This window comes from Pseudomonas sp. AK181 (assembly GCF_051122975.1).
Lineage (GTDB): Bacteria > Pseudomonadota > Gammaproteobacteria > Pseudomonadales > Pseudomonadaceae > Aquipseudomonas > Aquipseudomonas lactis.
In genome coordinates, this window is the sequence record NZ_CP146348.1 from 5057461 (window position 1) to 5081496 (window position 24036).

The 24036-nt window shown below is 60.0% G+C and carries 18 protein-coding genes and 2 tRNA genes; 10 read left to right on the plus strand and 10 right to left on the minus strand.

Annotation, left to right across the window (positions count from 1 at the left end):
* Positions 1-812: 812 nt before the first annotated feature.
* The 5 genes from groL to V8689_RS23140 all read right to left on the minus strand — a co-directional run bounded on the left by groL (position 813) and on the right by V8689_RS23140 (position 5432).
* Positions 813-2456, minus strand: a complete 1644-nt coding sequence (groL, locus tag V8689_RS23120; protein ID WP_032895444.1) for a chaperonin GroEL — start codon at positions 2454-2456, stop codon at positions 813-815.
* 50 nt (positions 2457-2506) lie between these two features.
* Complete coding sequence (locus V8689_RS23125; RefSeq protein WP_003193940.1) at positions 2507-2800, minus strand: co-chaperone GroES; 294 nt, start codon at positions 2798-2800, stop codon at positions 2507-2509.
* Between the two features lie 247 nt (positions 2801-3047).
* Positions 3048-3524 (minus strand): FxsA family protein, encoded by a 477-nt coding sequence (locus V8689_RS23130; protein WP_044270904.1) that lies wholly within the window; start codon positions 3522-3524, stop codon positions 3048-3050.
* A 66-nt stretch (positions 3525-3590) separates the two neighbouring features.
* A complete protein-coding gene (locus tag V8689_RS23135; protein WP_056789148.1) occupies positions 3591-4322 on the minus strand; it encodes a HugZ family protein in 732 nt (243 codons plus the stop codon).
* 102 nt (positions 4323-4424) lie between these two features.
* Complete coding sequence (locus V8689_RS23140; RefSeq protein ID WP_003193943.1) at positions 4425-5432, minus strand: DUF481 domain-containing protein; 1008 nt, start codon at positions 5430-5432, stop codon at positions 4425-4427.
* A gap of 145 nt (positions 5433-5577) precedes the next feature.
* Between V8689_RS23140 and V8689_RS23145 the strand changes: the two genes are divergently transcribed.
* The 4 genes from V8689_RS23145 to V8689_RS23160 all read left to right on the plus strand — a co-directional run bounded on the left by V8689_RS23145 (position 5578) and on the right by V8689_RS23160 (position 10429).
* The gene (locus tag V8689_RS23145) at positions 5578-5940 is read left to right on the plus strand and encodes an MGMT family protein (RefSeq protein ID WP_056789145.1); all 363 of its coding nucleotides are present in this window, start codon (positions 5578-5580) and stop codon (positions 5938-5940) included.
* A gap of 43 nt (positions 5941-5983) precedes the next feature.
* Positions 5984-7525: an AmpG family muropeptide MFS transporter gene (locus tag V8689_RS23150; protein ID WP_056789142.1), complete on the plus strand. Its 1542-nt coding sequence runs from the start codon at positions 5984-5986 to the stop codon at positions 7523-7525.
* 214 nt (positions 7526-7739) lie between these two features.
* The gene (locus V8689_RS23155) at positions 7740-9455 is read left to right on the plus strand and encodes a proline--tRNA ligase (RefSeq protein ID WP_019817246.1); all 1716 of its coding nucleotides are present in this window, start codon (positions 7740-7742) and stop codon (positions 9453-9455) included.
* Between the two features lie 20 nt (positions 9456-9475).
* A complete protein-coding gene (locus tag V8689_RS23160; RefSeq protein WP_056789139.1) occupies positions 9476-10429 on the plus strand; it encodes a hypothetical protein in 954 nt (317 codons plus the stop codon).
* A gap of 654 nt (positions 10430-11083) precedes the next feature.
* Here the strand turns inward: V8689_RS23160 and dinB are convergent.
* Positions 11084-12142, minus strand: a complete 1059-nt coding sequence (gene dinB, locus V8689_RS23165) for a DNA polymerase IV (protein ID WP_056789137.1) — start codon at positions 12140-12142, stop codon at positions 11084-11086.
* A gap of 278 nt (positions 12143-12420) precedes the next feature.
* On the opposite strand from dinB, the gene V8689_RS23170 reads away from it, so the two are divergent.
* The 4 genes from V8689_RS23170 (at position 12421) to V8689_RS23185 (ending at position 16943) form a co-directional block, all read left to right on the plus strand.
* A tRNA-Met gene (locus V8689_RS23170) sits at positions 12421-12497 on the plus strand.
* Positions 12498-12663: 166 nt separating this feature from the next.
* Positions 12664-12740 (plus strand) — tRNA-Met (locus V8689_RS23175).
* Positions 12741-13020: 280 nt separating this feature from the next.
* The gene (gene mprF, locus V8689_RS23180; protein ID WP_003193949.1) at positions 13021-15663 is read left to right on the plus strand and encodes a bifunctional lysylphosphatidylglycerol flippase/synthetase MprF; all 2643 of its coding nucleotides are present in this window, start codon (positions 13021-13023) and stop codon (positions 15661-15663) included.
* Entirely contained in the window at positions 15663-16943 is a 1281-nt protein-coding gene (locus tag V8689_RS23185) for a virulence factor family protein (RefSeq protein ID WP_056789135.1), read from the plus strand. Before mprF ends, V8689_RS23185 begins: the two co-directional genes overlap by 1 nt.
* A 221-nt stretch (positions 16944-17164) precedes the next feature.
* Here V8689_RS23185 and recJ read toward each other — a convergent pair whose 3' ends face one another.
* Both recJ and V8689_RS23195 read right to left on the minus strand, forming a co-directional pair.
* Positions 17165-18874 carry a single-stranded-DNA-specific exonuclease RecJ gene (gene recJ, locus V8689_RS23190; protein ID WP_056789133.1) on the minus strand — a complete coding sequence of 570 codons (1710 nt, stop codon included), beginning with the start codon at positions 18872-18874 and terminating at the stop codon, positions 17165-17167.
* A 149-nt stretch (positions 18875-19023) separates the two neighbouring features.
* Entirely contained in the window at positions 19024-19566 is a 543-nt protein-coding gene (locus V8689_RS23195) for a YaeQ family protein (protein WP_003193952.1), read from the minus strand.
* A 137-nt stretch (positions 19567-19703) separates the two neighbouring features.
* Here V8689_RS23195 and V8689_RS23200 point away from each other — a divergent pair, with 137 nt between their 5' ends.
* A complete protein-coding gene (locus V8689_RS23200) occupies positions 19704-20903 on the plus strand; it encodes a CaiB/BaiF CoA transferase family protein (RefSeq protein WP_056789130.1) in 1200 nt (399 codons plus the stop codon).
* A 170-nt stretch (positions 20904-21073) separates the two neighbouring features.
* Here the strand turns inward: V8689_RS23200 and V8689_RS23205 are convergent, their stop codons facing one another.
* On the minus strand, positions 21074-21358 hold the full coding sequence (locus V8689_RS23205) for a DUF3509 domain-containing protein (RefSeq protein WP_020301357.1): 285 nt from the start codon (positions 21356-21358) through the stop codon (positions 21074-21076).
* A gap of 207 nt (positions 21359-21565) precedes the next feature.
* Between V8689_RS23205 and V8689_RS23210 the strand changes: the two genes are divergently transcribed.
* On the plus strand, positions 21566-22228 hold the full coding sequence (locus tag V8689_RS23210; protein WP_056789127.1) for a response regulator transcription factor: 663 nt from the start codon (positions 21566-21568) through the stop codon (positions 22226-22228).
* Here V8689_RS23210 and V8689_RS23215 read toward each other — a convergent pair.
* Complete coding sequence (locus V8689_RS23215) at positions 22197-23441, minus strand: EAL domain-containing response regulator (RefSeq protein WP_056789125.1); 1245 nt, start codon at positions 23439-23441, stop codon at positions 22197-22199. The two genes, V8689_RS23210 and V8689_RS23215, sit on opposite strands and share 32 nt — an antisense overlap.
* Positions 23442-24036 lie beyond the last annotated feature (595 nt).

Here is a 24036-nt window from a genome sequence, read left to right on the forward strand (position 1 = left end):
TTACAGGGAGGCATTCGCTTTTTCCGACATCCTCTACCCGCATTTTCAACAGTCTTCCTCACGGTCGACCTGCCTTGCCATACAGGCCAATGGCGAAAATACGGGCTTACCGAGTTCCATAACCGTCACAAGGATGGGTTAGGCCCTGCCTATTCACCGATGACTCAATGTCAGCGTGCCCCCAGATGTAAAAGGGACAACCAGTCATGCACCATTTTGGTCAAAGCCTATCAGCAACTTTGGCTCCATGCGGTTGACGGTGTTTATCAGCAGTTCACTTACGTTGGCCATACCAACCAGCCTAGCGTCTCACCCGCGTGTTGCTCGCAGGGTCTGCATGGTGCCTCGCGGCGACCACACACCACAGAATCATGGGACTACATTGTCAGGAAGCTTCGCACCCCGCCGTTACCAGCGACGCACTATCCCTAGGCTACTTTTGGCTGAACAAAAGGTCTCGCGCCCCTCTACCTTGCGGTTTCCGGGTGAGACAATGACAGCTATGGCTTGCGCCCTATAGATAGGAGCAGGCCAGCTCTTTGGACACGATTTCCCATACCTCCCTCGCAGTGATTCAAAATCTGCAAGCTCAGTACGCATATCGTTCTGATGATTTCCAGAGAGAAAATCACGATATATAGGCGACATTACGCCGAATTCTAAGCACCTTGTGAGTGCCGGAAATCCGGGTTTTGACGCCCGGACTTCGGGTTTTTTAAGCTGTTTCTGCGGGAAAGTGATCACCGGTTCAACCGGTGATCACCTAAGATGTAGCCCGCTAGGTGCTTCTACCTATAGCGACTCTCGTCGCACTACATCATGCCGCCCATGCCACCCATGCCGCCCATGTCTGGCATACCGCCGCCAGCGCCTTCAGCCTTAGGCTTGTCGGCAATCGCAACTTCGGTGGTCAGCAACAGACCAGCGATCGAAGCGGCTGCCTGCAGAGCCGAACGAGTCACCTTGGTTGGATCCAGGATGCCCATTTCGACCATGTCGCCGTATTCGCTGGTAGCAGCGTTGTAACCGTAGTTACCTTTGCCGTTCTTCACTTCGTTGACCACAACACTTGGCTCGTCGCCGCTGTTGGAAGCGATCTGGCGCAGCGGTGCTTCAACGGCACGACGCAGTACAGCGATACCGACGTTCTGGTCAGCGTTGTCGCCGGTCAGGCCAGTCAGGGCTTCCAGAGCACGGATCAGCGCAACGCCACCGCCAGGTACCACGCCTTCTTCAACGGCTGCACGGGTTGCGTGCAGGGCGTCTTCAACGCGGGCCTTCTTCTCTTTCATTTCAACTTCGGAGCCAGCGCCAACCTTAATCACTGCAACGCCGCCAGACAGCTTGGCCAGACGCTCTTGCAGTTTTTCACGGTCGTAGTCCGAGGAAGTCTCGGCAACCTGGGCACGGATCTGAGCGATACGGGACTCGATGTCGCCTTCAACGCCAGCACCGTCAACGATGATGGTGGCTTCCTTGGACAGGGTCACGCGCTTGGCGCTACCCAGGTTTTCCAGGGTGGCGCTTTCCAGGCTCAGGCCGATCTCTTCGGAGATAACGGTACCGCCGGTCAGAACGGCGATGTCCTGCAGCATGGCCTTGCGACGGTCGCCGAAGCCTGGCGCCTTGACGGCTGCAACCTTGACGATGCCACGCATGTTGTTCACAACCAGAGTCGCCAGGGCTTCGCCTTCAACGTCTTCAGCCACGATCAGCAGTGGGCGGCCGGCTTTGGCAACGGCTTCCAGTACTGGCAGCATTTCGCGGATGTTGGAGATCTTTTTGTCGACCAGCAGAATCAGCGGGCTGTCCAGCTCGGCAACCATGGTGTCTGGCTTGTTGACGAAGTACGGGGACAGGTAGCCACGGTCGAACTGCATGCCTTCTACAACCGACAGTTCGTTTTCCAGGCCCGAGCCTTCTTCAACGGTGATCACGCCTTCTTTACCGACTTTTTCCATGGCTTCGGCAATGATGTCGCCGATGGAGCTGTCGGAGTTGGCAGAGATGGTACCTACCTGAGCGATGGCCTTGGTGTCGGCGCATGGCTTGGACAGGTTCTTCAGCTCTTTGACGATGGCGATGGTCGCCTTGTCGATGCCGCGCTTGAGGTCCATCGGGTTCATGCCGGCAGCAACGGACTTCAGGCCTTCATTGACGATCGACTGAGCCAGTACGGTCGCGGTGGTAGTACCGTCACCTGCGTCATCGTTGGCACGGGAGGCAACGTCTTTGACCAGCTGCGCGCCCATGTTTTCGAAACGGTCTTCCAGTTCGATTTCTTTGGCTACGGAAACGCCGTCCTTGGTGATGGTCGGAGCGCCAAAGCTCTTCTCGATGATCACGTTACGGCCTTTCGGGCCCAAGGTCGCTTTTACTGCGTCAGCCAGTACGTTGACGCCAGTGAGCATTTTCTTGCGGGCGGAGTCGCCGAATTTAACTTCTTTAGCAGCCATGATCGATATTCCTTAAATACTTTGTAGTAACGGGAAAATGAGCGAGGAAATCAGTCTTCCAGAACGGCGAGAATTTCGTTCTCAGCCATTACCAGCAGGTCTTCGCCGTCTACTTTCACAGTGTTGCTGCCGGAGTAAGGGCCGAAAACAACCTTGTCACCCACTTTCACGGCCAGTGCGCGTACATCACCGTTCTCCAGGGTTTTGCCTGGGCCAGCAGCGACGATGACACCGTGGTTGGCTTTTTCAGCAGCCGAACCTGGCAGAACGATCCCGCCAGCGGTTTTCTTTTCTTCTTCGCTGCGACGGATTACGACGCGGTCGTGCAGAGGACGAAGCTTCATTGTCGATCTCTCCTAATTGTGTTTTTCATCGGCCGGTATCAATTCCGGCGGGTTAAATTCCGGCGGTGCCGGTCGCGGCTCGCTGGGCGAGACGCGGAAGTCTGTCTAGTGTCACCACCAGAAACCTTGCGGTGACCGTTACATAAGGGCGCCCAGGCTTATTACAAGGGGCCGGGGATGAAATTTTTTGTGCCTGCGCAAGGTTAAATGCAACACGGCACCCGAAGGTGCCGTGCCAGTGAAGCGGTTACTTGGGGTCGCGGTGTTCGAATTCGCCTTCGATCACATCACCTTCACGCCCAAGCGGTTGGCGCGGAGCCGGGCCGCCACGGGGTTGCAGGTCGTCGGCGAACGCACGCTGGCGCATCGCGGCCTCTTCGGCACGCTGGCGCATCTTGCCGGCCAGCAGCTTGCGGGTGAACGGCAGCAACAACACCAGGCCGAGCACATCACTGATAAAGCCCGGCAGGATCAGCAGGCCACCGGCCAGGGCCATCATCAGGCCCTCAAGCATGGTCTGGGCCGGCAGTTCGCCGCGGTTCAGGCTTTCACGGGCACGCAGGGCGGTCGCCAGGCCGGCGACACGCAGCACCAGCACGCCAAGCATGGAGCCGGCGATGATCAGCAGCAGCGCCGGGAAGAAACCGATCGCACCGCTGACTTTAACGAATACGAACAGCTCCAACACCGGGAACAGCAGAAAGAGCAATAAAAAAGGGCGCATCAAATGGTTCCTCAACGCAAGAATGCCTTGCCAGTTCACCTTAGATGACGTCGCCATTGCGTGAATTCAAGCAGTAGCCACGGTTTTTTTCGGCCAGACCTCGGCGTGCGCCAATGAAACCAAGGCTTCGCGTACTTGTGTCGGCGTATTGCAGGGCTCGGCAAACCCTAGCCAATGCAACGATTGGCCAATGCGCAGGTGCATGCCTTCGCTGTCGATACCGGCCAACTGTGCAGGCTCAGTGGTGGGCAGGCCGCCCAGCTCGACGTAATGGGCGATGGCCTTGGTGTGATCGCTGTTCATGTGCTCGATCATGCTGCGCTCGGCCTTGCCCGCAAACGGGTTGGCCAAGGTCAACTGGTCGATCCAATGGATCGCGCCAAACCCACCGATATAACGGTGGCGCACCGGCTTGAGCACCCAGAAATCGAAATCGTGGGCCTTGTGGTAGTTGGCCGAATCAGGGAAGTAGCGGTAGTAGCGCTCGGCAGCGGCTTCGATGGCGGCGGGGTCTTCCAGCTTCTCGGCTTCGGCCAGGTAGGTCAGGCGCCCGACGGCTTGCACATCATCGGCCTCGCGCTCACCCACCAGCAGCGAACACTTGGGGTCTTTTTGCAGGTTATGGGTGTGCTGGGCAATGCGGCTGATCAGGATAAGCGGGCGGCCCTGCTCGTCCAGGCAGTAGGGCACCACCGAGCCGAAGGGAAAGCCGGGCATGGCTTTGGACTGTGTGGCGAGCGCCCCACGGTATTCCTTGAGCAACAGCTCTCGGGCGTTCTTGGCAACCTGCGTGCTCAATATAGGATTCCTCGGATGTTCCGCGCCCCATGGCATATGGGAATGGATCTCAACACAAGGTAATCAATATCTGCGCAGGTTGCCAGAGGGGCCGACGCCGGGTTACCAGGCCACGCCAAAGCCTGCGGTGTAGCGGGTCTTGCTCAAGCTGCTGTCGGAGTCGCCGCTGATCACGTCACGCTCGGCCTTGAGGTTGAGCGATGCCCATTCGGTGACTTTGTAGCGCAGGCCCATCTCGGCATCCAGGGAGTAATCGGCCGGGCCATCCAGGGGCTTGCCCAATTCGCCGTTGGTGAAGAACTCCACGGTCTTGCCCACCAGGTAGCGGTTGTAGTTCCACTTCATGGCCAGGGAATAGAAGTTGTCCTTGCCGCCGTCGGCGTATTCGTAATCGGTGCGGTTGACCAGCGAGCCGAGGGAGAACGCGCCCAGTTCATCGTCCCAGAACTGGTAGCCAGGGCCGGTACCGACGGTGCGCTGGCGCGCCAGGTCTTCGACCTTGTCACGCTTATAGGTCAGGCGCCCCTGCCAGAACCAGTGCTCGGTGATAAAGCGGTCCAGGTCGTATTCCAGGGCCCAGTTGTCGGTGGTGGTGACGTCGTCCTGGAACTCGCGGTTGTATTCGCCCTTGCCCGTATGACGCCACTGGCCGTGACGGGCCGAGGTCTTGAAGTCGATGTCGTAGTCGTTGGTGTCTTTGTCCGCGCGCTTGTAGTCCAGCGCCAGGTCGACGTTACCCTTCCACACCAGGTCTTCGATCACCGGCTTGGGCTTCATGATCTGTTGGATACTTGCCAGTTCCACCGTCTTGGGCGCCTCGCCATTGGCCAGCACCACCTTGCCGTCATCGGCGGCCTGCAAGGACTTGGCCTTTTCACCGGTGTAGGCGTCCTGCTTGACCAGCAGTTCCTGGTCGCTTTCCAGGGTTTTGACCTGTTTCCAATCCACCGGGATGGAGCCTGCGTAGGTGGTTTGGATCAGCAACTTGCCACCGTCGAAGACTTTGATCTTGCCGGTGAGCCGGTCACCGTTTTTCAACCAGACGGTATCGGCAAGCAAGGGCGTGGAAGCACTGAGAACAGCAAGGCACAACAGGGTTCTGGACAACATAAGCAAGTACGGGGCTCAGGGTAGGCGAAAAAAGGGGCGTTATAGTGTTACATGGCTAGAACTGACTCAAGGATTTATATTGAGTTCAATGCTCGTCGCCATGTTTACAGACGTTTCTGACAAAACAACGACGATCTCAACGGATATGCCCATAGTGATCTCACCCGCCGATACGCCACAAAGCCCCGCCGAGATGCGCCGCACTGCCCTTTACCTGACGCTGTCGCAGGTGCCCGAAGGCTGCGTGGTCAGTTACGGCGAGCTGGCGCACCTGGCGGGTTTGGGGCGGGCTGCCCGCTGGGTCGGGCGCACCCTCAGCCAGTTGCCGCAGGACACGCGATTGCCCTGGCATCGGGTGCTGGGTGCCGGCGGTCGGATAAGTCTGCCGGTGGGCAGTGCCTCGGGTGACGAACAACGTGCGCGTTTACGTAGCGAAGGCGTCACTATCCTGAACAATCGTGTTGATATTCAGCGTCATGGCTGGCGCCCGGTAGAGCACAGCGGTTAGAGTGCGCGCTTTGTTTCCGCAAATCTGAGGCAGACTCCAGCCCATGCCCCGTAAAACCTGGCGCGCCGCGCTCGCCGCCTATGCCAGCCCTTCGACGTTAGTGCTGTTGTTGCTCGGTTTCGCCGCCGGCATGCCTTACATGTTGGTGTTTTCGACGCTTTCGGTGTGGCTGCGTGAAGCCGGTGTGGCCCGCGAGACCATCGGTTATGCGAGTTTGATCGGCCTGGCCTACGCCTTCAAATGGGTCTGGTCGCCGCTGCTCGACCAATGGCGCCTGCCGTTGCTGGGTAAACTGGGGCGTCGTCGCTCGTGGCTGGTGCTGGCCCAATCGCTGGTGATCCTCGGATTGATCGGCATGGGTTTTTGTGACCCGCAAAAACACCTGTCCTGGTTGATCGCCATTGCGGTGGTGGTCGCCTTCGCGTCGGCCACCCAAGACATCGCCGTGGATGCCTACCGCCTGGAAATCGCCGACGACAGCCGTCAGGCCGCCCTGGCGGCAAGCTACATGTCCGGTTATCGCATCGCCGCCCTGCTGGCCACGGCCGGTGCGCTGTTCTTTGCCGAAGGCTTCGGCTCCACCGGCTTCAACTATAAACACTCGGCCTGGACCGGCACCTATGTGCTGTTCGGCGTATTGATGGTGCCGGCGCTGCTCACCACGTTGTTTATGCGTGAACCCGATGTGCCACTGCGCACCCAACTGCAGGCTGGGCGCTACAGCTTCGCGCACCAGTTGGTGTCCGTGTTTGTACTGATCGTGCTGTTGGTCTCGGTGCCGGCGATGTTTACCCAGCTGTATAACACCGACTTTGCCAGCGTACTGTTCCAGGGCGTGAGCCTCTGGGAACTGCTGATGGAAGACCGCGCCTTCCTGCGTGCCATCCTCTATATCACCCTCACTGCGCTGTGCCTTTCGGCCATGGGCCGCCGGGGCCTGGCGCCGGTGCTGACGCCGGTCAACGACTTTATCCTGCGCTACCGTTGGCAGGCGCTGCTGCTGCTCGGGCTGATTGCGACCTATCGCATGTCCGACACCGTGATGGGCGTCATGGCCAACGTGTTTTATATCGACCAGGGTTTCACCAAGGACCAGATCGCCGGGGTGAGCAAGATCTTCGGCCTGATCATGACCCTGCTCGGTGCCGGCATGGGCGGGCTGTTGATCGTGCGGTTCGGGATATTGCCGATCCTGCTCATCGGCGGCATAGCCTCGGCCGGCACCAACCTGCTGTTCGTGATGCTCGCCGACATGGGCCCCGACCTGCAGATGCTGATTGTCACCATCTCCCTGGACAACTTCAGCTCGGGTATGGCCACCTCGGCGTTCGTGGCTTACCTGTCGAGCCTCACCAACCTCAAGTTTTCTGCCACCCAATATGCGTTGCTCAGCTCGATCATGCTGTTGCTGCCACGTTTGATCGGTGGGTATTCGGGGGTGATGGTGGAGAAGTTCGGGTATCACAACTTCTTTATGATCACTTGCCTGATGGGCGTGCCGACGCTGTTCCTGATTGCGCTGCATTGGTTCCAGGAGAACCGCCGCGCCCGGCTGAATCCCCCTGAAGAAACGGACCCCTTGTAGGAGCGAGCTTGCTCGCGAAAAACGTCAACGATAAAGCAGGCTTCCTGAATGAACGCGGCGCCTGTGAGTTTTTCGCGAGCAAGCTCGCTCCTACAGGCATCAGGGCCAGTCACGCTACAGTCAGATCCCCCGCAACGTCACGCCTGTACTCCGGCGACAAGCGCCCGTACAATCCCAAGTCATTTCAAGTCCAAGCAACCGACAACGGCCTACCATGCGTACCAGTCAATATTTGCTCGCCACACAGAAAGAAACGCCTTCCGACGCGGTTGTGATCAGCCATCAGCTGATGCTGCGCGCCGGTATGATCCGCAAACTGGCCTCGGGCCTGTACACCTGGTTGCCCATGGGCTTGAAGGTGATGCGCAAGGTCGAAGCCATCGTTCGTGAAGAAATGAACGCTGCCGGCTCTCTGGAAGTGTTGATGCCGAGCACCCAACCGGCTGAGTTGTGGCAGGAATCCGGGCGCTGGGAAGAGTACGGCCCTGAGTTGCTGCGCTTTAAAGACCGTCATGGCCGCGATTTCTGCGCCGGCCCGACCCACGAAGAAGTCATCACCGACCTGATGCGCAATGAGCTGAGCAGCTATAAGCAGTTGCCGCTGAACCTTTATCAGATCCAGACCAAGTTCCGTGATGAAATCCGCCCACGCTTCGGCTTGATGCGTGGCCGCGAATTCATCATGAAGGATGCCTATTCGTTCCACGCCGACCAGGCTTCCCTGCAAGCGACCTACGACCGCATGCACCAGGCCTACTGCAACGTGTTCACGCGCCTGGGCCTGAAGTTCCGCCCGGTTGAAGCGGACAACGGCTCCATCGGCGGTGCCGGCTCCCACGAATTCCACGTGCTGGCCGAGTCCGGCGAAGACGATATCGTGTTCAGCAACGGTTCCGACTACGCGGCGAACATCGAGAAGGCCGAAGCCATACCACGTGAAACCTCACGCCCTGCTCCCACCGAGGAGCTGCGCCTGGTCGACACCCCAGACACCAAGACCATCGCGGCCCTGGTGGAGAAATTCAATCTGCCGATTGAAAAGACCATCAAGACCCTGATCGTGCGCGCCGAAGAAGAAGGCAAGCTGATCGCCCTGGTGATCCGTGGCGACCACGAGCTCAACGAAATCAAGGCCGCCAACCAGCCTGGCGTAGCCAGCCCGCTGGTCATGGCCACCGATGCCGAACTGCGCGACGCCATTGGCGCCGGTGCCGGCTCCCTCGGCCCGCTGAACCTGCCGCTGCCGATCATCATCGACCGTTCGGTGGAGCTGATGAGCGACTTCGGTATCGGCGCCAACATCGATGACAAGCACTACTTCGGCGTGAACTGGGAGCGTGACCTGCCGGTTCCGACCGTGGCCGACCTGCGCAACGTCGTGGCCGGCGACCCGAGCCCGGATGGCAAGGGCACCCTGGAGATCAAGCGCGGCATCGAAGTCGGGCACATCTTCCAGCTGGGCAACAAGTACAGCAAGGCGATGAAGTGCGAAGTGCTGGGTGAGAACGGCAAGCCGATCACCCTGGACATGGGCTGCTACGGCATTGGCGTGTCCCGCGTGGTTGCCGCTGCCATCGAGCAGAACAACGACGAGAAAGGCATCATTTGGAGTGACGCCCTGGCACCGTTCCAGGTGGCCCTGGTGCCATTGCGTTATGAAACCGAGCAAGTGCGCGAAGCCACTGACAAGCTGTACGCGGAACTCACCGCTGCCGGTTTTGAAGTGCTGCTCGATGACCGGGACAAGAAAACCAGCCCGGGCATCAAGTTCGCTGACATGGAACTGATTGGCATCCCCCACCGGATCGTGGTCAGTGACCGCGGCCTGGCTGATGGCAATCTGGAATACAAGAGCCGGACCGAAGCCGAAGCCCAACCGTTGCCGGTGGCTGACGTGCTGTCTTTCCTCCAGGCGCGTATTCGTCGCTGAAAACCAGATCAAGAGAAGTCATGTTCAAGCGAAACACCAGAGCCCTGGGGGGCGCCGCCTTGTGCGGCGCCCTGCTGGTCAGCGGCTGCGCCAATCAGATGTCGCAACGCAGTGAGCACGAGGAGCGGGTCGAGCGTAAGTTGCTCGACCACAGCCTGCAGATCGATGTAGGCGAACCCAAAGTGCTGGAGCTGCCGCAACGCCGGGTTCGCATTCATGAGCAGAAGACCTTCGAGGTCACCGAATTCGAAGTCACCCGTCGTTACGACCGCTACACGCCCTACCAACCCTGGCGCAAACTCTATGAGATGCCGTTGGGTGCCGTGGCGCTGGTGGCGGGCGTGGGTGCCAACGTGGTGAATATCTTCGCCCTCGGCAACCTGCCCACAAGCGTGACCCGTGACTGGCTCAGCTACGGCGTGGACGGCATCAACCCGTTCATGAACGTGCAATCCCACGGCCGCGCGCAACAGAACCTGGCGGCTATCGATGAAGTCCAGCGTGACAAGCGCCTGGAGTATTCGAGCCTGCCCTGGAGCGAGCGCCCGGTACAAGTCACCGCCGGCAAGCAGACCCACGAGCTGACCACCGACCGTAACGGCATACTGCGCCTGAACCTGTTGGACAGCCCCTTTGCCGAGCAGGACCTGAACCGCGTCACCACCTTGAAGATCAGTGTGCAAGATGGCCAGGACGACGTGCATACCGACTCGACCCTGGCGGTCAGCAACACGCTGCGCAGCAAGCTGCTTGAGGCCCATGCCCTGATCTACGACGATCTGGAGGATGACGAGGTGAACCAGTGGGTGCACCGAGTCAAACGCCTGTCAGAGCTGGGCCTGGAAGAAGAAGCCAGCGAGCTGGAACAAAGCCTGATCGAACTGACGCGCAATGACCCGGAGTTGCAGCAAGAGTTTGTGCAGGCGCTGACCAAGGATGCGGGGCGGTTGGTGGCAGATCCTGGCGCACGCTGATCGCTCAATGCTTGTGAAGATCAAACTGTGGGAGTTGGCTTGCCTGCGATAGCCATAGGTATCTACACAACCTTGGTGCGACGCTGGAACTGTGGCGAGGGAGCTTGCTCCCGTGACGACCGGATAGCCAACGCTGTTCTAACTGACGCACCGCGATCCAAATGTGGGAGCTGGCTTGCCTGCGAAGACGGCCTGACAGGCAACACAGTTGGACCGGGTACATATCCGTTATTTAGGTAACGGCCACTTAGGGTTCCGCTCTGACAGCGGCTCACTTTTGAAAAGCGCAAAAGTAAGCAAAACGCTCTTGCCCCACCACTCGGCACCCCGCCTAGGCTCGGTGTGCCCGTAATCCGCCAGTGATTTGGGGGGCCGCCGCCACGCGCCATCCATGGCGCGGGGCGGCTAAACCGGCATCCCTGCCGGTTTACCCCCCAAATCCCTGACGAATTCCGGCCAGCGTGGTTTAACGGGGCGCCTAAGATCAAAAGCAAGATCAAGAGCGACTCGCTTCGCATCGTGGTTACCGTCTACCGTTACAACCCACAAAGTTGTTTAGATACCTATGCTGCGATAGCGGTGTATCAGTTACAACATTCGCGACTGACACTCCGCTATCGCAGGCAAGCCAGCTCCCACATTTGTTTCGGGTTTTTACCAGGAAAACTCGAGCTGTTCGTTGCCGCCACTCAGGTCCAGCAACCGTACGCCTATCCCCAGCAATCGCACCGGCTTGCCCCCGCGATTGAACGCCTGGGTCATCAACTGCTCATAACTCTCCAGATCCCGCCCTGCCCCGGCCTGCTCCAGCGTCGTCTGGGTAAAGTCATGAAACTTCACTTTGACGAACGGCTTACCCGCACGGTAGCTGCTGTCGATACGCTCCATGCGCCCGGCCAGGGTTTCCATCAGTTCCGGCAGTTTCGCCAGGCAACTCGGAAGGTCTGGCAGGTCCACGTCGAAGGTATTTTCCACACTGATGGATTGCCGCCGGCTGTCGTTTTGCACCACGCGGTCATCAATCCCACGGGCCAGGCTCCAGAGACGCTCGCCAAAACTACCGAATTCGCGCACCAGCGCCAGTTTGTTCCAGTCGCGCAATTGCAGGCAGTCTTCGATGCCCAGACGCGCCAGCTTGTCGGCGGTGACCTTGCCCACGCCATGCAGCTTGCTGACACGCAACTGCGAGACAAAGTCTTCGACTTGGTCCGGTGTGATCACAAACAGGCCGTTGGGCTTTTTCCAGTCGCTGGCGATCTTGGCCAAAAACTTGTTGGGCGCCACGCCGGCAGACACGGTGATATGCAGCTGGTTGGAGACCCGGCGCCGAATGTCCTGGGCAATACGTGTGGCGCTGCCGCCAAAATGCGGGCTGTCGGATACGTCGAGGTAGGCCTCATCCAGCGACAACGGCTCGATCAAGTCGGTGTAGTCGCGGAAAATCAGCTGGATTTCTTTTGATGCTTCTTTATAGGCATCCATGCGCGGCTTGACGATGGTCAAGTCCGGGCACAGCTTCAAGGCATGACGTGACGACATCGCCGAACGCACCCCATACGCCCGCGCCTCGTAGTTGCAGGTGGCGATCACGCCGCGCCGATCTGCCGAGCCACCGACGGCCAAGGGCTTTTGGGCCAGGCTCGGGTCATCGCGCATCTCGATAGCGGCGTAGAAGCAATCACAGTCGACGTGGATGATTTTGCGCTGCGTCATATAAACGGGGTGTTAACTAACGGGTGGCCAGTATCGCACTCACCCCTGTATATAGCACCAGTAGTTTGAATCTTCTGCCTGAGCGGTAGGAAATTTCGTAGATGAATATATTTTCTCAATCGAATCCAGCATCCCAATAGAGCTGAAAGCCTTGCCCTGCCTGGCTTCAAGCCTTCAAGAGGCTCCTCATCAAGCGCTAACCGATTGAAGCACAAGCGCTTTTCTTCAGTTTACGGGTTGACACACTCGCGTTCCTCTGTAGAATGCCGACACACAGACGCGGGATGGAGCAGTCTGGTAGCTCGTCGGGCTCATAACCCGAAGGTCGTCGGTTCAAATCCGGCTCCCGCAACCAAACATCAAAAAAGGCTACTCGAAAGAGTGGCCTTTTTTGTGCGCGCTTGTTTTCCCTTATACAAAGCGCCCAACACCTTGATTTCAGAATAATTAGCGCTTATTTCAGCGATCGACTCATTAACGGTTGACACCCTGCCGTTGGGCTGTAGAATGCCGCCCACAGACGCGGGATGGAGCAGTCTGGTAGCTCGTCGGGCTCATAACCCGAAGGTCGTCGGTTCAAATCCGGCTCCCGCAACCAAACATCAAAAAAGGCTACTCGAAAGAGTGGCCTTTTTTGTATCTGGCAAAAAAGTTCTTCTGAAACAATGGCATGGCATCTTTCATGAAACCGTAGACGGTTTGCAGAGTCCATCTCATTGCACGCTATGCTCACTGCTCAAGCGCTACCCCTCTACGACCAATGGCCGCAGTCGCCGCGCCCGGTGATCCGCGTTAATATTTGTAATTATTTTGTCCATAGGGATTGGTAACTTGGCTGGATACCTCCATCCTGTCGCGCACAATCCACGAGGTGATTGATGCGCGCCAACTCGTCTGAACCACAAGACACCGTTACAGCAGAACAACCGATCACTCCCACCCGTTTGCGGTGGCTGGACCTGTTGAGCAAGTACCGCCAGCCCATCGGCCTGGCCGTGACGCTCCTGCTGTTTGCAATCGCCCTGATCGCCTGCCGGCACCTGTTGCTGGAGCTGGACCTCTACGCCCTGCACGATTCGATCCTCGAAGTGCCCAAGCCCGCCCTGTTGGGTGCCTTTGCGGCAGCGGTTGCCGGCTTCATTATCCTGCTCGGCTATGAGTTCTCCGGTGCGCGGTATGCCGGCGTGCAATTGCCCGCCAAAACCCTGGCCCTGGGTGGTTTCACTGCCTTTGCCATTGGCAACGCTATTGGTTTGTCGATGCTCTCGGGCGGTTCGGTGCGCTACCGTTTATATGCACGCCATGGCATCGGCGCCTCGGAAGTGGCGCACATGACCGTATTCGCCAGCCTGGCCCTTGGCTGTGCCCTGCCGCCGCTGGCCGCGCTGGCCACGTTGAGCAACTTGCCGGCCGCGTCCACTTACCTGCATTTATCGCAAAGCCTGCTCGGCGGCATTGCCGGCGCCGTGCTGCTGTTGTCGGTGCTGCTGTGCATCGGCATCTATCGCCGCCGCCTGCCGGAGCAACCCTACCCCGACAACCTGTTGGTCAAGGCTGGGCGCCGCACCCTGCGCCTGCCTGGCCGACGCCTGACGTTCCTGCAACTGATCATCACCGCTCTGGACGTCGCCGCAGCCGCTACCGTGCTGTATCTGCTGTTGCCGGAAGCACCGCCCTTCGGCCCGTTCCTGTTGGTGTACCTGCTGGCCCTCGCCGCCGGTGTGCTCAGCCATGTGCCGGGCGGCGTCGGCGTATTCGAAGCGATCCTGCTGGCGGCCTTTGCCGACAAACTCGGTGCCGCCCCCCTGGCTGCGGCCTTGTTGCTGTACCGCATGATCTACGTGGTGCTGCCGCTGCTGATCGCCTGTGTATTCCTGCTGGTCAACGAGGCCCAGCGCCTGTTCCAGACCCAGCAAAGCCTGCGGGTGGCATCAGGGCTGGCAGCGCCAGTATTGGCCGTCCTGGTTTTTTTGTCCGGCGTGGTCCTGCTGTTTTCCGGCGCCACGCCAGAGATCGACTCACGCCTGGAAAACATCGGCTTCCTGATCCCCCATCGTCTGATTGACGCGTCGCACTTCGGTGCCAGCCTGATCGGCGTGTTGTGCCTGTTGCTCGCCCAGGGCCTGCGTCGGCGCTTGTCAGCCGCCTGGATGCTGACCATGGTGCTGCTGCTGGTCGGCGCGCTGCTCTCGCTGCTCAAAGGCTTCGACTGGGAAGAAGCCAGCCTGATGACCATGACCGCAGTGCTGCTGGCTATCTTCCGCCGCTCGTTCTACCGCGCCAGTCGCCTGACGGAGTTGCCGTTTTCACCGCTGTACCTGGTGGCCAGTGTGTGCGTGCTCGGTGCCTCGATTTGGCTGCTGCTGTTTGCCTATCAGGACGTGCCCTACAGCCATCAACTCTGGTGGCAGTTCACCCTCGACGCCAACGCCCCGCGTGGCTTGCGTTCGCTGCTCGGCGCCGCCGTGTTGCTGGTGATCGTGTCGCTGACCTGGCTGCTGCGCACGGCACGCCCGGTCATCCACCTGCCGACCCCGGAAGAACTGGAGCGCGCCAGCAAGATCCTGATGGCCTCGTCCCAACCCGACGGCGGCCTGGCGCTCACTGGCGACAAGGCGCTGCTGTTTCACCCCAACGATGAAGCCTTCCTGATGTATGCCCGTCGCGGGCGCAGCCTGGTGGCCCTGTATGACCCGATCGGCCCGACCCAACCGCGCGCCGAGATGATCTGGCAGTTCCGCGACCTGTGCGACATCCACCACGCCCGCCCGGTGTTCTACCAGGTACGCGCCGAGAACCTGCCGTACTACATGGACATCGGCCTCACCGCGATCAAGCTGGGTGAAGAAGCCCGCGTCGACCTGAAACGCTTTGACCTGGAAGCCAAGGGCAAGGAAATGAAGGATTTGCGCTACACCTGGAACCGTGGCACCCGGGACGGCCTGTCCCTGGAGATCTGCGAACCGGGCAAGGCGCCGATGGATGAATTAAAAGTCATCTCCGATGCCTGGCTTACAGGTAAGAATGTGCGGGAAAAGGGCTTCTCCCTGGGCCGTTTCAGCGATGACTACCTCAAGCACTTTCGTATTGCGATCATTCGCTTCGAAGGGCGCCCGGTGGCCTTCGCCAATTTGCTCGAAACCTACAATCATGACCTGGCCAGCCTCGACCTGATGCGTGCCCACCCGGACGCGCCCAAGTTGACCATGGAATTCATGATGGTGGGCCTGATTCAACATTATAAGAGCCACGACTACGCGCGCTTCAGCCTCGGCATGGTGCCGTTGTCGGGCTTGCAACCGCGCCGTGGCGCACCGCTGACCCAACGCCTGGGCTCGATGGTGTTCCGCCGTGGCGAGCAACTGTATAACTTCCAAGGTTTGCGCCGCTTCAAAGACAAGTTCCAGCCCGACTGGGAACCCCGTTACATGGCCGTGCCCGCAGGACTGGATCCGCTGGTGGCATTGGCCGATACCGCCGCCCTGATCGCGGGCGGCTTGACTGGATTGGTGAAACGCTGATGATTCGACGCTCCTGGCGGTATGTATTGGCTTTAGTGGTGCTGCTTGCGCTGATCGCGGCGGGTGGCTTCTGGTACTGGAACCGCCCTGCCCCGCAGCCGACCCTGGAGCATTTGCCCCAGGCCGACGGTTCGGTAATGACCCGCGTGACCCCGGCCAGCAACGCAAAAGCCCGCGTGGCCGTGGCGGTGATGGCCGACGAAACCTTGACCGACAGCCAACTGATGGCCCTGAGCCAGGGCGGTGCTGCGCAACTGGTTCAGGTGGTGCTGCCCAAAGATGACTGCGCATTGCAGGAAAAAGCCCTGCAAGGCGCCCTGGCCCAGCTCAAAGGCCCGGCGACCCTGGTCAGCGGCATCGGCCCTGGCGCCGCACTTGCCTGGCGCTGGCTGGCCACCCAGAGCGACGACAAGGCTAACGCCATTTCTGTAGGCTTCGCCCTGAAACAGGAAGGCTGTAACGACCCGCTGCCGAAAACCGCCGCCCATGGCAGTTGGCTGGTGGCGTGGAACGACAACCCCGACGATGAAAGCGCCAGTTTCGTACGTGACACACCGCGCGCTACTACCAGCATCAGCGACTACGACATTCATTACCCGCAAGTACTGAACAACGAACTGCGCAAGCAACTGGTCGGTTCGGACAACGGCGGCCTGGCGATTCCGGTGGTGGAAGTTCCCGCCGGCCAAGCCAAGGACACCGTGACCCTGTTCCTCTCCGGTGACGGCGGCTGGCGCGACCTGGACCGCGACGTGGCGGGCGAGATGGCGAAGATCGGCTACCCGGTGGTGGGCATCGACACTCTGCGCTACTACTGGCAGCACAAGACACCAGAGCAAAGCGCCAAGGACCTCACCGAGCTGATGCAACACTACCGGCAAAAGTGGGGCACCAAGCGCTTCGTGCTGACCGGTTACTCGTTCGGTGCCGACGTACTGCCGGCGATCTACAACCGCATGCCAGAGAACGAACAGCAACGGGTAGACGCAATCATCCTGCTGGCCTTCGCCCGCACCGGCAGCTTTGAAATCGAAGTGGAAGGTTGGCTGGGCAACGCCGGCAAAGAAGCCGCCACCGGCCCGGAAATGGCCAAGCTGCCGCCTGAAAAAGTCGTGTGCATCTACGGTGCCGAAGAAGTCGACGAGAGCGGCTGCACCGACAAGACCGCCGTGGGTGAAGCCATGAAGCTGCCGGGTGGGCATCACTTCGATGAGAACTACCCGGCGCTGGCCAAGCGTTTGGTGGATATTATCGTCAAGCACCAGGCCAAAGCCGAGTAACTCAGGCTTAACCTAAGGCCCAATGTGGGAGCAACTGTCTTTAAGGCTTTTTTGTAGGAGCGAGCTTGCTCGCGAAAAACTCACAGGCACCGCGTTTATTCAGCAAGCACGCGTTATCGTTGACGTTTTTCGCGAGCAAGCTCGCTCCTACAGAAGGCGATGATCGCTTAACTGACTGGTATTAGGGCAAGCCCCACAATGGTCTGTAGTGTTGATGAAAACTAACGCGGTTCGATGTGGGCAATCATCAACTGCACCGTCTCATTGCCACGAAACTCATTCACATCCAGCTTGTAGGCCAACTCCACCCAACGCACGGTCGGGTTCGGCCACACTTCGCGGTCTACGCCAAAGGCGATGCCATCGAGCTTCACCGACCCGCATTCGCTCTTGAGCACCACTTTCAAATGCCGCTCGCCCACCACCCGCTGCTCCACCAACTGAAATACCCCATGAAACAACGGCTCGGGAAAGTGCTGCCCCCACGGGCCGGCATGGCGCAGGGCGCGGGCCAGTTCCAGGTGAAACTCTTCCACGGCCAGGGTGCCGTCTGAAAGCAGGCGGCCGGTGAGGTCTTCTTCGCGCAGTTGCCGACGCACTTCGGCATCAAAGGCTTCGGCGAACAATGCGAAGTTGGCCTCGGGCAAGGTCAGCCCCGCCGCCATGGCGTGGCCACCGTATTTGGTGATCAGGTTGGGATGCTGGCTGGCGACGACTGCCAGCGCATCGCGGATATGAAAGCCCTGCACCGAGCGTCCAGAGCCCTTGAGCAGACCATCGCCGGCATCGGCGAAGGCGATAGTCGGGCGAAAATAACGCTCTTTCATACGCGACGCCAGGATGCCGATCACCCCTTGGTGCCACTCCGGGTCGAACAGGCACAAGCCGTACGGCATCGACTCCACCGGCAAGTCCTTGAGCTGGGCCAGGGCCTCGCGCTGCATGCCTTGCTCGATGGATTTACGGTCCTGGTTCATGCCGTCCAGTTGCGCGGCCATTTCCCGTGCGGCGGCGAAGTCGGTGGTGAGCAGGCATTCGATGCCCAGGCTCATGTCATCCAGGCGCCCGGCGGCATTCAAGCGCGGGCCGAGGATAAAACCCAGGTCGGTGGAGGTGATACGCGCATGATCACGCTTGGCCACTTCCAGAATCGCCTTGATCCCCGGCCGTGCCCGACCGGCCCGAATACGCTCCAGGCCCTGGTGCACGAGGATGCGGTTATTGGCGTCCAGCGGCACCACGTCGGCGACGCTGCCCAGGGCCACCAGATCAAGCAGTTCACCGATATTCGGCTGGGGCTTGTTGTCATACCAACCCAGGCTGCGCAACCGCGCGCGCAGGGCCATCAACACGTAGAAGATCACGCCGACCCCGGCCAGGGCCTTGCTGGGAAACCCGCAGCCCGGCTGGTTCGGATTGACGATGGCGTCGGCGGCCGGCAGTTCATCACCGGGCAAGTGGTGGTCGGTGACCAGCACCTGCAACCCCGCCGCCTTCGCCGCCGCCACGCCTTCGACGCTGGAGATACCGTTGTCCACGGTGATCAGCAACTGCGGCTCGCGCTGCAGGGCCACTGCGACGATTTCCGGGGTCAGGCCATAGCCGTATTCGAAGCGGTTGGGCACCAGGTAGTCAACATGGGCCGCCCCGAGCAAACGCAGGCCCAGGGTGCCCACGGTGCTCGCCGTGGCGCCATCGGCGTCGAAGTCACCCACGATCAGGATGCGCTGGCGCTGCTCCAGGGCCGTCACCAGCAAGTCCACCGCGGCGTCGATGCCCTTGAGCTGCTGATAGGGAATCAACCGCGCCAGGCTCTTGTCCAGCTCGGCTTCCGATTGCACCCCACGTGCGGCGTAAAGGCGGGTCAACAACGGCGGCAGTTCACCGAGAAAAGGCAGGACGGCGGGCAATGGGCGGGGATCGATACGCATACGGTGGTGATAACTTCTCTTTAATCATTGTAGGAGCGAGCTTGCTCGCGAAGGTGGTTAACGATGACACGTGTGCCTGGGTGATCGAGGTGCCCTGGAGTTTTTCGCGAGCAAGCTCGCTCCTACAGGGAGCCGGGCTCAGCCAAGGTTCAACCGCGTTCGCCGACCAGCCATTGCAGTTGCACTTCATGCTGGCCACGGTCGTCGGTCACAAAGATCGTGCCTTCGCTGATCATCACGTCCCACTTGATCACGCGGGGCATGTCCTTGGCCAGGGTCTCCAGCACTTCCTGGGGCACGGCGGCGATGTGTACGTTTTTCAGGTTGTTGGCCACCGGCACCACCTTGCCTTCCCACACGCGCAGGCTGCCATAGGCCAGCAGGCTGGTGCGTTCGGTGCGGCGCGAGCACCAGGTGAGGCGGTCGGCATCCGGCTGGCCGACTTCGATCCAGTGCAAAACCCGATCATCTAGGCTCTTTTCCCACAGGGCCGGTTCGTCCACATCCGACAGGCCACGCCCGAACGCCAATTGCTCGTTGTACCAGAGGGCGTAGGCCAGCAGGCGCACGGTCATGCGCTCTTCGGTTTCCGAAGGGTGGCGGGCGATGGTCTGTTTGACGCTCTCATACACCGAGCGGTCGAGGTCGGTGAGGTTGAGTTCGAATTTGTAGGTCGTGGACGGCTGGGCCATGAACGGGCTTCTAAAGACAAGGAAAGGCGGCCAGTCTAACCGATGGCGAGGGCATTGAACGAATACTGCGCTGCATCCGCGCGTCTCGCCTATGTTAAAAAGCAGTACATCATCGTCCCGCGCTTGTAAGGATCCCCATGTCGCTTAATGCCAAACCACTTGCCGGCCTGAAAGTCATCGAACTGGGCACTCTGATCGCCGGTCCGTTTGCCTCACGCATCTGCGCCGAATTCGGCGCCGAAGTGATCAAGGTCGAATCCCCGGACGGCGGCGACCCGCTGCGCAAATGGCGCAAGCTGTATGAAGGCACTTCGCTGTGGTGGTTCGTACAGGCGCGCAACAAGCAGTCGCTGACCCTCAACCTCAAACACCCTGAGGGGCTGGCGATCCTCAAGCAACTGTTGGCCGACGCCGACATCCTGATCGAAAACTTCCGCCCAGGCGTGCTGGAGAAACTCGGCCTGAGCTGGGAAACCCTGCACGCCCTCAACCCCAAGTTGGTGATGGTGCGCCTCTCGGGCTTCGGCCAGACCGGGCCGATGAAGGACCAGCCGGGGTTTGGCGCGGTGGGCGAATCCATGGGCGGCTTGCGCTATATCACAGGCTTCGAAGACCGCCCGCCAGTGCGCACCGGGATTTCCATCGGCGACTCGATTGCCGCGTTGTGGGCGGTGATCGGCGCGCTGATGGCGCTGCGTCACCGAGAGGTCAACGGCGGCCTTGGCCAAGTGGTGGATGTGGCACTGTATGAAGCCATCTTCGCCATGATGGAAAGCATGATCCCCGAGTTCGATGTGTTCGGGTTTATCCGTGAGCGCACCGGCAACATCATGCCCGGCATCACACCCTCCTCGATCCACACCACCGCAGACGGCAAGCATGTACAGATCGGCGCCAATGGCGATGCGATCTTCAAGCGCTTCATGCAGGTGATCGGCCGTGACGACTTGGCGAACGACCCAGCACTGGCCAGCAATGACGGGCGTGACACTCGCCGCGACGAGCTGTATGGCGTGATCGATCGCTGGGTCAATTCGCTGTCGCTCGACCAGGTGATTGAGCAACTGAATAAAGCCGAGGTACCCGCCAGCCGTATCTACAGCGCCGAAGATATGCTGGGCGACCCGCAATTCCTGGCCCGGGAAATGTTCCTCAATGCGCAGTTGCCAGGCGGCAAGGACTTCAAGATGCCCGGCATCGTGCCCAAGCTCTCGGACACTCCGGGCAGTTGCGAATGGGTTGGGCCGCAATTGGGTGAACACAACAGCCTGGTGCTCAATGCCCTGGGCTACGACGCCGCAGCTATCACCCGCCTGCGCGAGAACGGGGCGATCTGACAAATTGCAGGCAAAAAGAAACCCCGAGCAGTGGGGAGACAACTCGGGGTTAAACGTGGCCTACAAAGACCAGTACAGCAAGCTACAGACACCGGAGCACAATGCCTGCTCTTGCTGTTACAAACTCTGACTGAACACCTTGTAGGAAGGTTCCGAAGAAAAATAATGTTTCATGCCAGTGCGCCGCCACGGGTCTGGGAGGCATTGCGCAAGGCAGCGATGACTGAAGGTTCCAGGCGGCCTTCGGCAATTTTCAGGTCGCGAAGCAGGCAATCCACCACATCCACCAGCGCACGCTTGTCGCTCAATTGCGCACGATCAACTTCACGTTCAACCACGATGGCGCCACCGGGGTTCTTCACGGTTACCAGGCAGTCGTCGCGCATACCGGCAGAGGTCAGCGTAACCTGATAAGGGCTCAGTGCTTGGCTGAGCAATAGGTTGATACTTTCCATCTCGATCACCACTCAATCATTCGAAAAAGGTTCGAAAAACAAAAATGTCACGAAGAGGCTGACATTCAAGTGACCCGTGCTCAAAGCAGAAAGTTCTACCTTTTGTGTAATCCACTGCTTGAGGAAAACGAGCATGCACGGAAAAGATGACAGAGAAAAAACAACGGCGCACAGGCTAGAATCCCTGGATTATCCCGGGAGCCTGACTTGAGAGCTGCGTCTGAACCGCCTTTGCGTATCGTGATTGCCGACGATCACCCGATTTTCCTGATCGGCTTGCGCGCCGTGCTCGAACGGGACCCGCAGATCAGCATCGTCGGCGAGGCCAATTCACCTCAGGCCCTCAGTGCAGTGTTGCAACACTGTGCCTGCGATGTGGTGGTGACGGACTTCATGATGCCCGTCGAGCCCCAGGCCGACGGGCTGCGCTTGATCGAGCAACTGCGCCGGCACTATCCGCACCTGCCCATTGTGGTGGTGACCATGCTCAACAACGCCGGCTTGTTTCATTCCATCCTGGCATTGGGTGTGATGGGTTTGCTGAGCAAGGCCAGCCTGGCCGATGAGCTGCCCCAGGCGATCCGCCAGGTGCGCCAGCAACGTACCTACGTGGCCCAGACCATCCGCCAGGCGCTGAGCCTGGCCGGGGAAGTCGGCGCTGATCGCCTGCATTCCCAGGAGCACCTGTCACCCCGGGAGCTGGAGGTGATTCGCCTGTTGGCCAGTGGCATGACGGTGGGCGAGATCGCCGCGCACCTGCACCGCAGCAAGCAGACCGTCAGTGCACAAAAAGTCAGCGCCATGCGCAAGCTCGGGCTGGCCAACGATGCCGCCCTGTTTATTTACGTGCAGGAACACGGGCTGGCCTAGCCTGGAACGCGATCCATTGCTTGAGCGCCTTGGCCTCCATCGGCCGGGCGATAAAGCAGCCTTGCAGCCACGCCGCGCCCAGTTCGCCCACGGCGTGATAGTCGGCGGCGGTTTCCACGCCGGTGACCACTACCGCAACGTCCAGGCGCGCCGCCATGCTCATGGCGCCCGCCACCACCGCGGCCTTGCGGTCATCATTGGCCATCCCGCAGGCAAACGCCGGGGGGATTTTCAGTTCGGTAAAAGGCAGTTCCAGCAAATGCTGCAGGCTGGTGCCGCCCATGCCGAAGTCGCCGATGGACAACTGGCAACCCAACATGCGCAAGCGCAGCAAGCCGGTGACATGGGCGCTGTCGGTTTTCAGCGTCGAGGTTTCCACCAACTCCAGGGTCAGGCTATGGGCGGGCACACCGTGCAGTTGCAGCAAACCTTGCAGCACCTGGGGGAAGTGCTCGCGCTCCAGCATGCGCCCGGGAATGTTCACCGCTACCGGCAGCACCTGGCCGCTTTCGCCCATCACCTGGTTCGCCAGGCCAAGCGCCTGCTCCAGCACGTGCCAGGTAAACGCCTCTTCCATGCCGGCAAACTCCAGCACCGGCAGGAATTCGTCAGGCAGCAACAGTTCACCGCCCTGCAACTGCCAACGCGCCAGCGCCTCCACCCCTTGCAACACACCGGCCTGACTGACGATGGGCTGATACCAGACCCTGCCACACGCCGCGATAGTCGCCTGGCTGACATCCGCCGAGGGCGGCAGTTGCTCCTGCTCGCTCAAGCTCAGCAGTTGACGGACGCGCTCCCAGGACAGCACAGGTGGCCCCGGTCGCAAGTGCTCCTGGCAATCGCTCAGCACTTGCCCTATCAGCTTGGCCGAAGCCGGCTTGGGCAAGCACGCCAAGACCTTGAGCCCCAATTGCCGAGCCATGTTCGCCACGCCTTCCAGCACGTCGGGCTCGGCGTTGCTGAGCAGGATCAACACCTGGGCCAGGCGGCGCTCGGCCAACTCACGGATCAACGCCAGGCCATCGCCCTGCTCCAGGTACAGATCACAGATGGCGATATCCACCGGGCCTTTGCTGTCCAGGGACTGGCGGGCGATTTCGACCGTTTCCGCGGCGCGTACATTGAACACGCCGTTGGCATTGAGCATCTGGTGCAGGGCCATCAGTTGAAACGGGTTGTCTTCGAGGATCAGGACGTTCAGGGATCGCATGGCTAAGGGTGTCGATACAGGGAAAGTCCTGCACAGTAGCCATACGCTGCGGTGTGCCCCATAGGACGTGTCCTAAAAGCGTCCTTAAATGTGGGAGGGGCAGATCCCCTGTGGGAGCTGGCTTGCCTGCGAAGACGGTGTGTGAGTCGCTACATCTGTTACTGCACTACCGCATCGCAGCATAGGTATCTACACAATTTTGCGACGACACTGGACCTGTGGCGAGGGAGCTTGCTCCCGTGACGGCCTGACAGCCGGCGCCTATCTTTCTGACGCACTTGATTCAAATGTGGGAGCTGGCTTGCCTGCGAAGACGGCCTGTCAGCCGACCGGGATATTGGATTTGACCGAATACATATCCATTATTTAGGTAACGGCCACTTAGGGTTCCGCCCTGACGGCGGCTCACTTTTGAAAAGCGCAAAAGTAAGCAAAACGCTCTTGCCCCACCACTCGGCACCTCGCCTAGGCTCGGTGTGCCCGTAATCCGCCAGTGATTTGGGGGGCCGCCGCCACGCGCCATCCATGGCGCGGGGCCGCTAAACCGGCATCCCTGCCGGTTTACCCCCCAAATCCCTGTCGAATTCCGGCCAGC

What these genes read in the sequence shown, in the direction of transcription:
- groL (WP_032895444.1), bottom strand. Translation starts at nt 2,456, where the DNA reads ATGGCTGCTAAAGAAGTTAAATTCGGCGACTCCGCCCGCAAGAAAATG.
- V8689_RS23125 (WP_003193940.1), bottom strand. Translation starts at nt 2,800, where the DNA reads ATGAAGCTTCGTCCTCTGCACGACCGCGTCGTAATCCGTCGCAGCGAA.
- V8689_RS23130 (WP_044270904.1), bottom strand. Translation starts at nt 3,524, where the DNA reads ATGCGCCCTTTTTTATTGCTCTTTCTGCTGTTCCCGGTGTTGGAGCTG.
- V8689_RS23140 (WP_003193943.1), bottom strand. Translation starts at nt 5,432, where the DNA reads ATGTTGTCCAGAACCCTGTTGTGCCTTGCTGTTCTCAGTGCTTCCACG.
- V8689_RS23145 (WP_056789145.1), top strand. Translation starts at nt 5,578, where the DNA reads ATGCCCATAGTGATCTCACCCGCCGATACGCCACAAAGCCCCGCCGAG.
- V8689_RS23150 (WP_056789142.1), top strand. Translation starts at nt 5,984, where the DNA reads ATGCCCCGTAAAACCTGGCGCGCCGCGCTCGCCGCCTATGCCAGCCCT.
- V8689_RS23155 (WP_019817246.1), top strand. Translation starts at nt 7,740, where the DNA reads ATGCGTACCAGTCAATATTTGCTCGCCACACAGAAAGAAACGCCTTCC.
- V8689_RS23160 (WP_056789139.1), top strand. Translation starts at nt 9,476, where the DNA reads ATGTTCAAGCGAAACACCAGAGCCCTGGGGGGCGCCGCCTTGTGCGGC.
- dinB (WP_056789137.1), bottom strand. Translation starts at nt 12,142, where the DNA reads ATGACGCAGCGCAAAATCATCCACGTCGACTGTGATTGCTTCTACGCC.
- mprF (WP_003193949.1), top strand. Translation starts at nt 13,021, where the DNA reads ATGCGCGCCAACTCGTCTGAACCACAAGACACCGTTACAGCAGAACAA.
- V8689_RS23185 (WP_056789135.1), top strand. Translation starts at nt 15,663, where the DNA reads ATGATTCGACGCTCCTGGCGGTATGTATTGGCTTTAGTGGTGCTGCTT.
- recJ (WP_056789133.1), bottom strand. Translation starts at nt 18,874, where the DNA reads ATGCGTATCGATCCCCGCCCATTGCCCGCCGTCCTGCCTTTTCTCGGT.
- V8689_RS23195 (WP_003193952.1), bottom strand. Translation starts at nt 19,566, where the DNA reads ATGGCCCAGCCGTCCACGACCTACAAATTCGAACTCAACCTCACCGAC.
- V8689_RS23200 (WP_056789130.1), top strand. Translation starts at nt 19,704, where the DNA reads ATGTCGCTTAATGCCAAACCACTTGCCGGCCTGAAAGTCATCGAACTG.
- V8689_RS23205 (WP_020301357.1), bottom strand. Translation starts at nt 21,358, where the DNA reads ATGGAAAGTATCAACCTATTGCTCAGCCAAGCACTGAGCCCTTATCAG.
- V8689_RS23215 (WP_056789125.1), bottom strand. Translation starts at nt 23,441, where the DNA reads ATGCGATCCCTGAACGTCCTGATCCTCGAAGACAACCCGTTTCAACTG.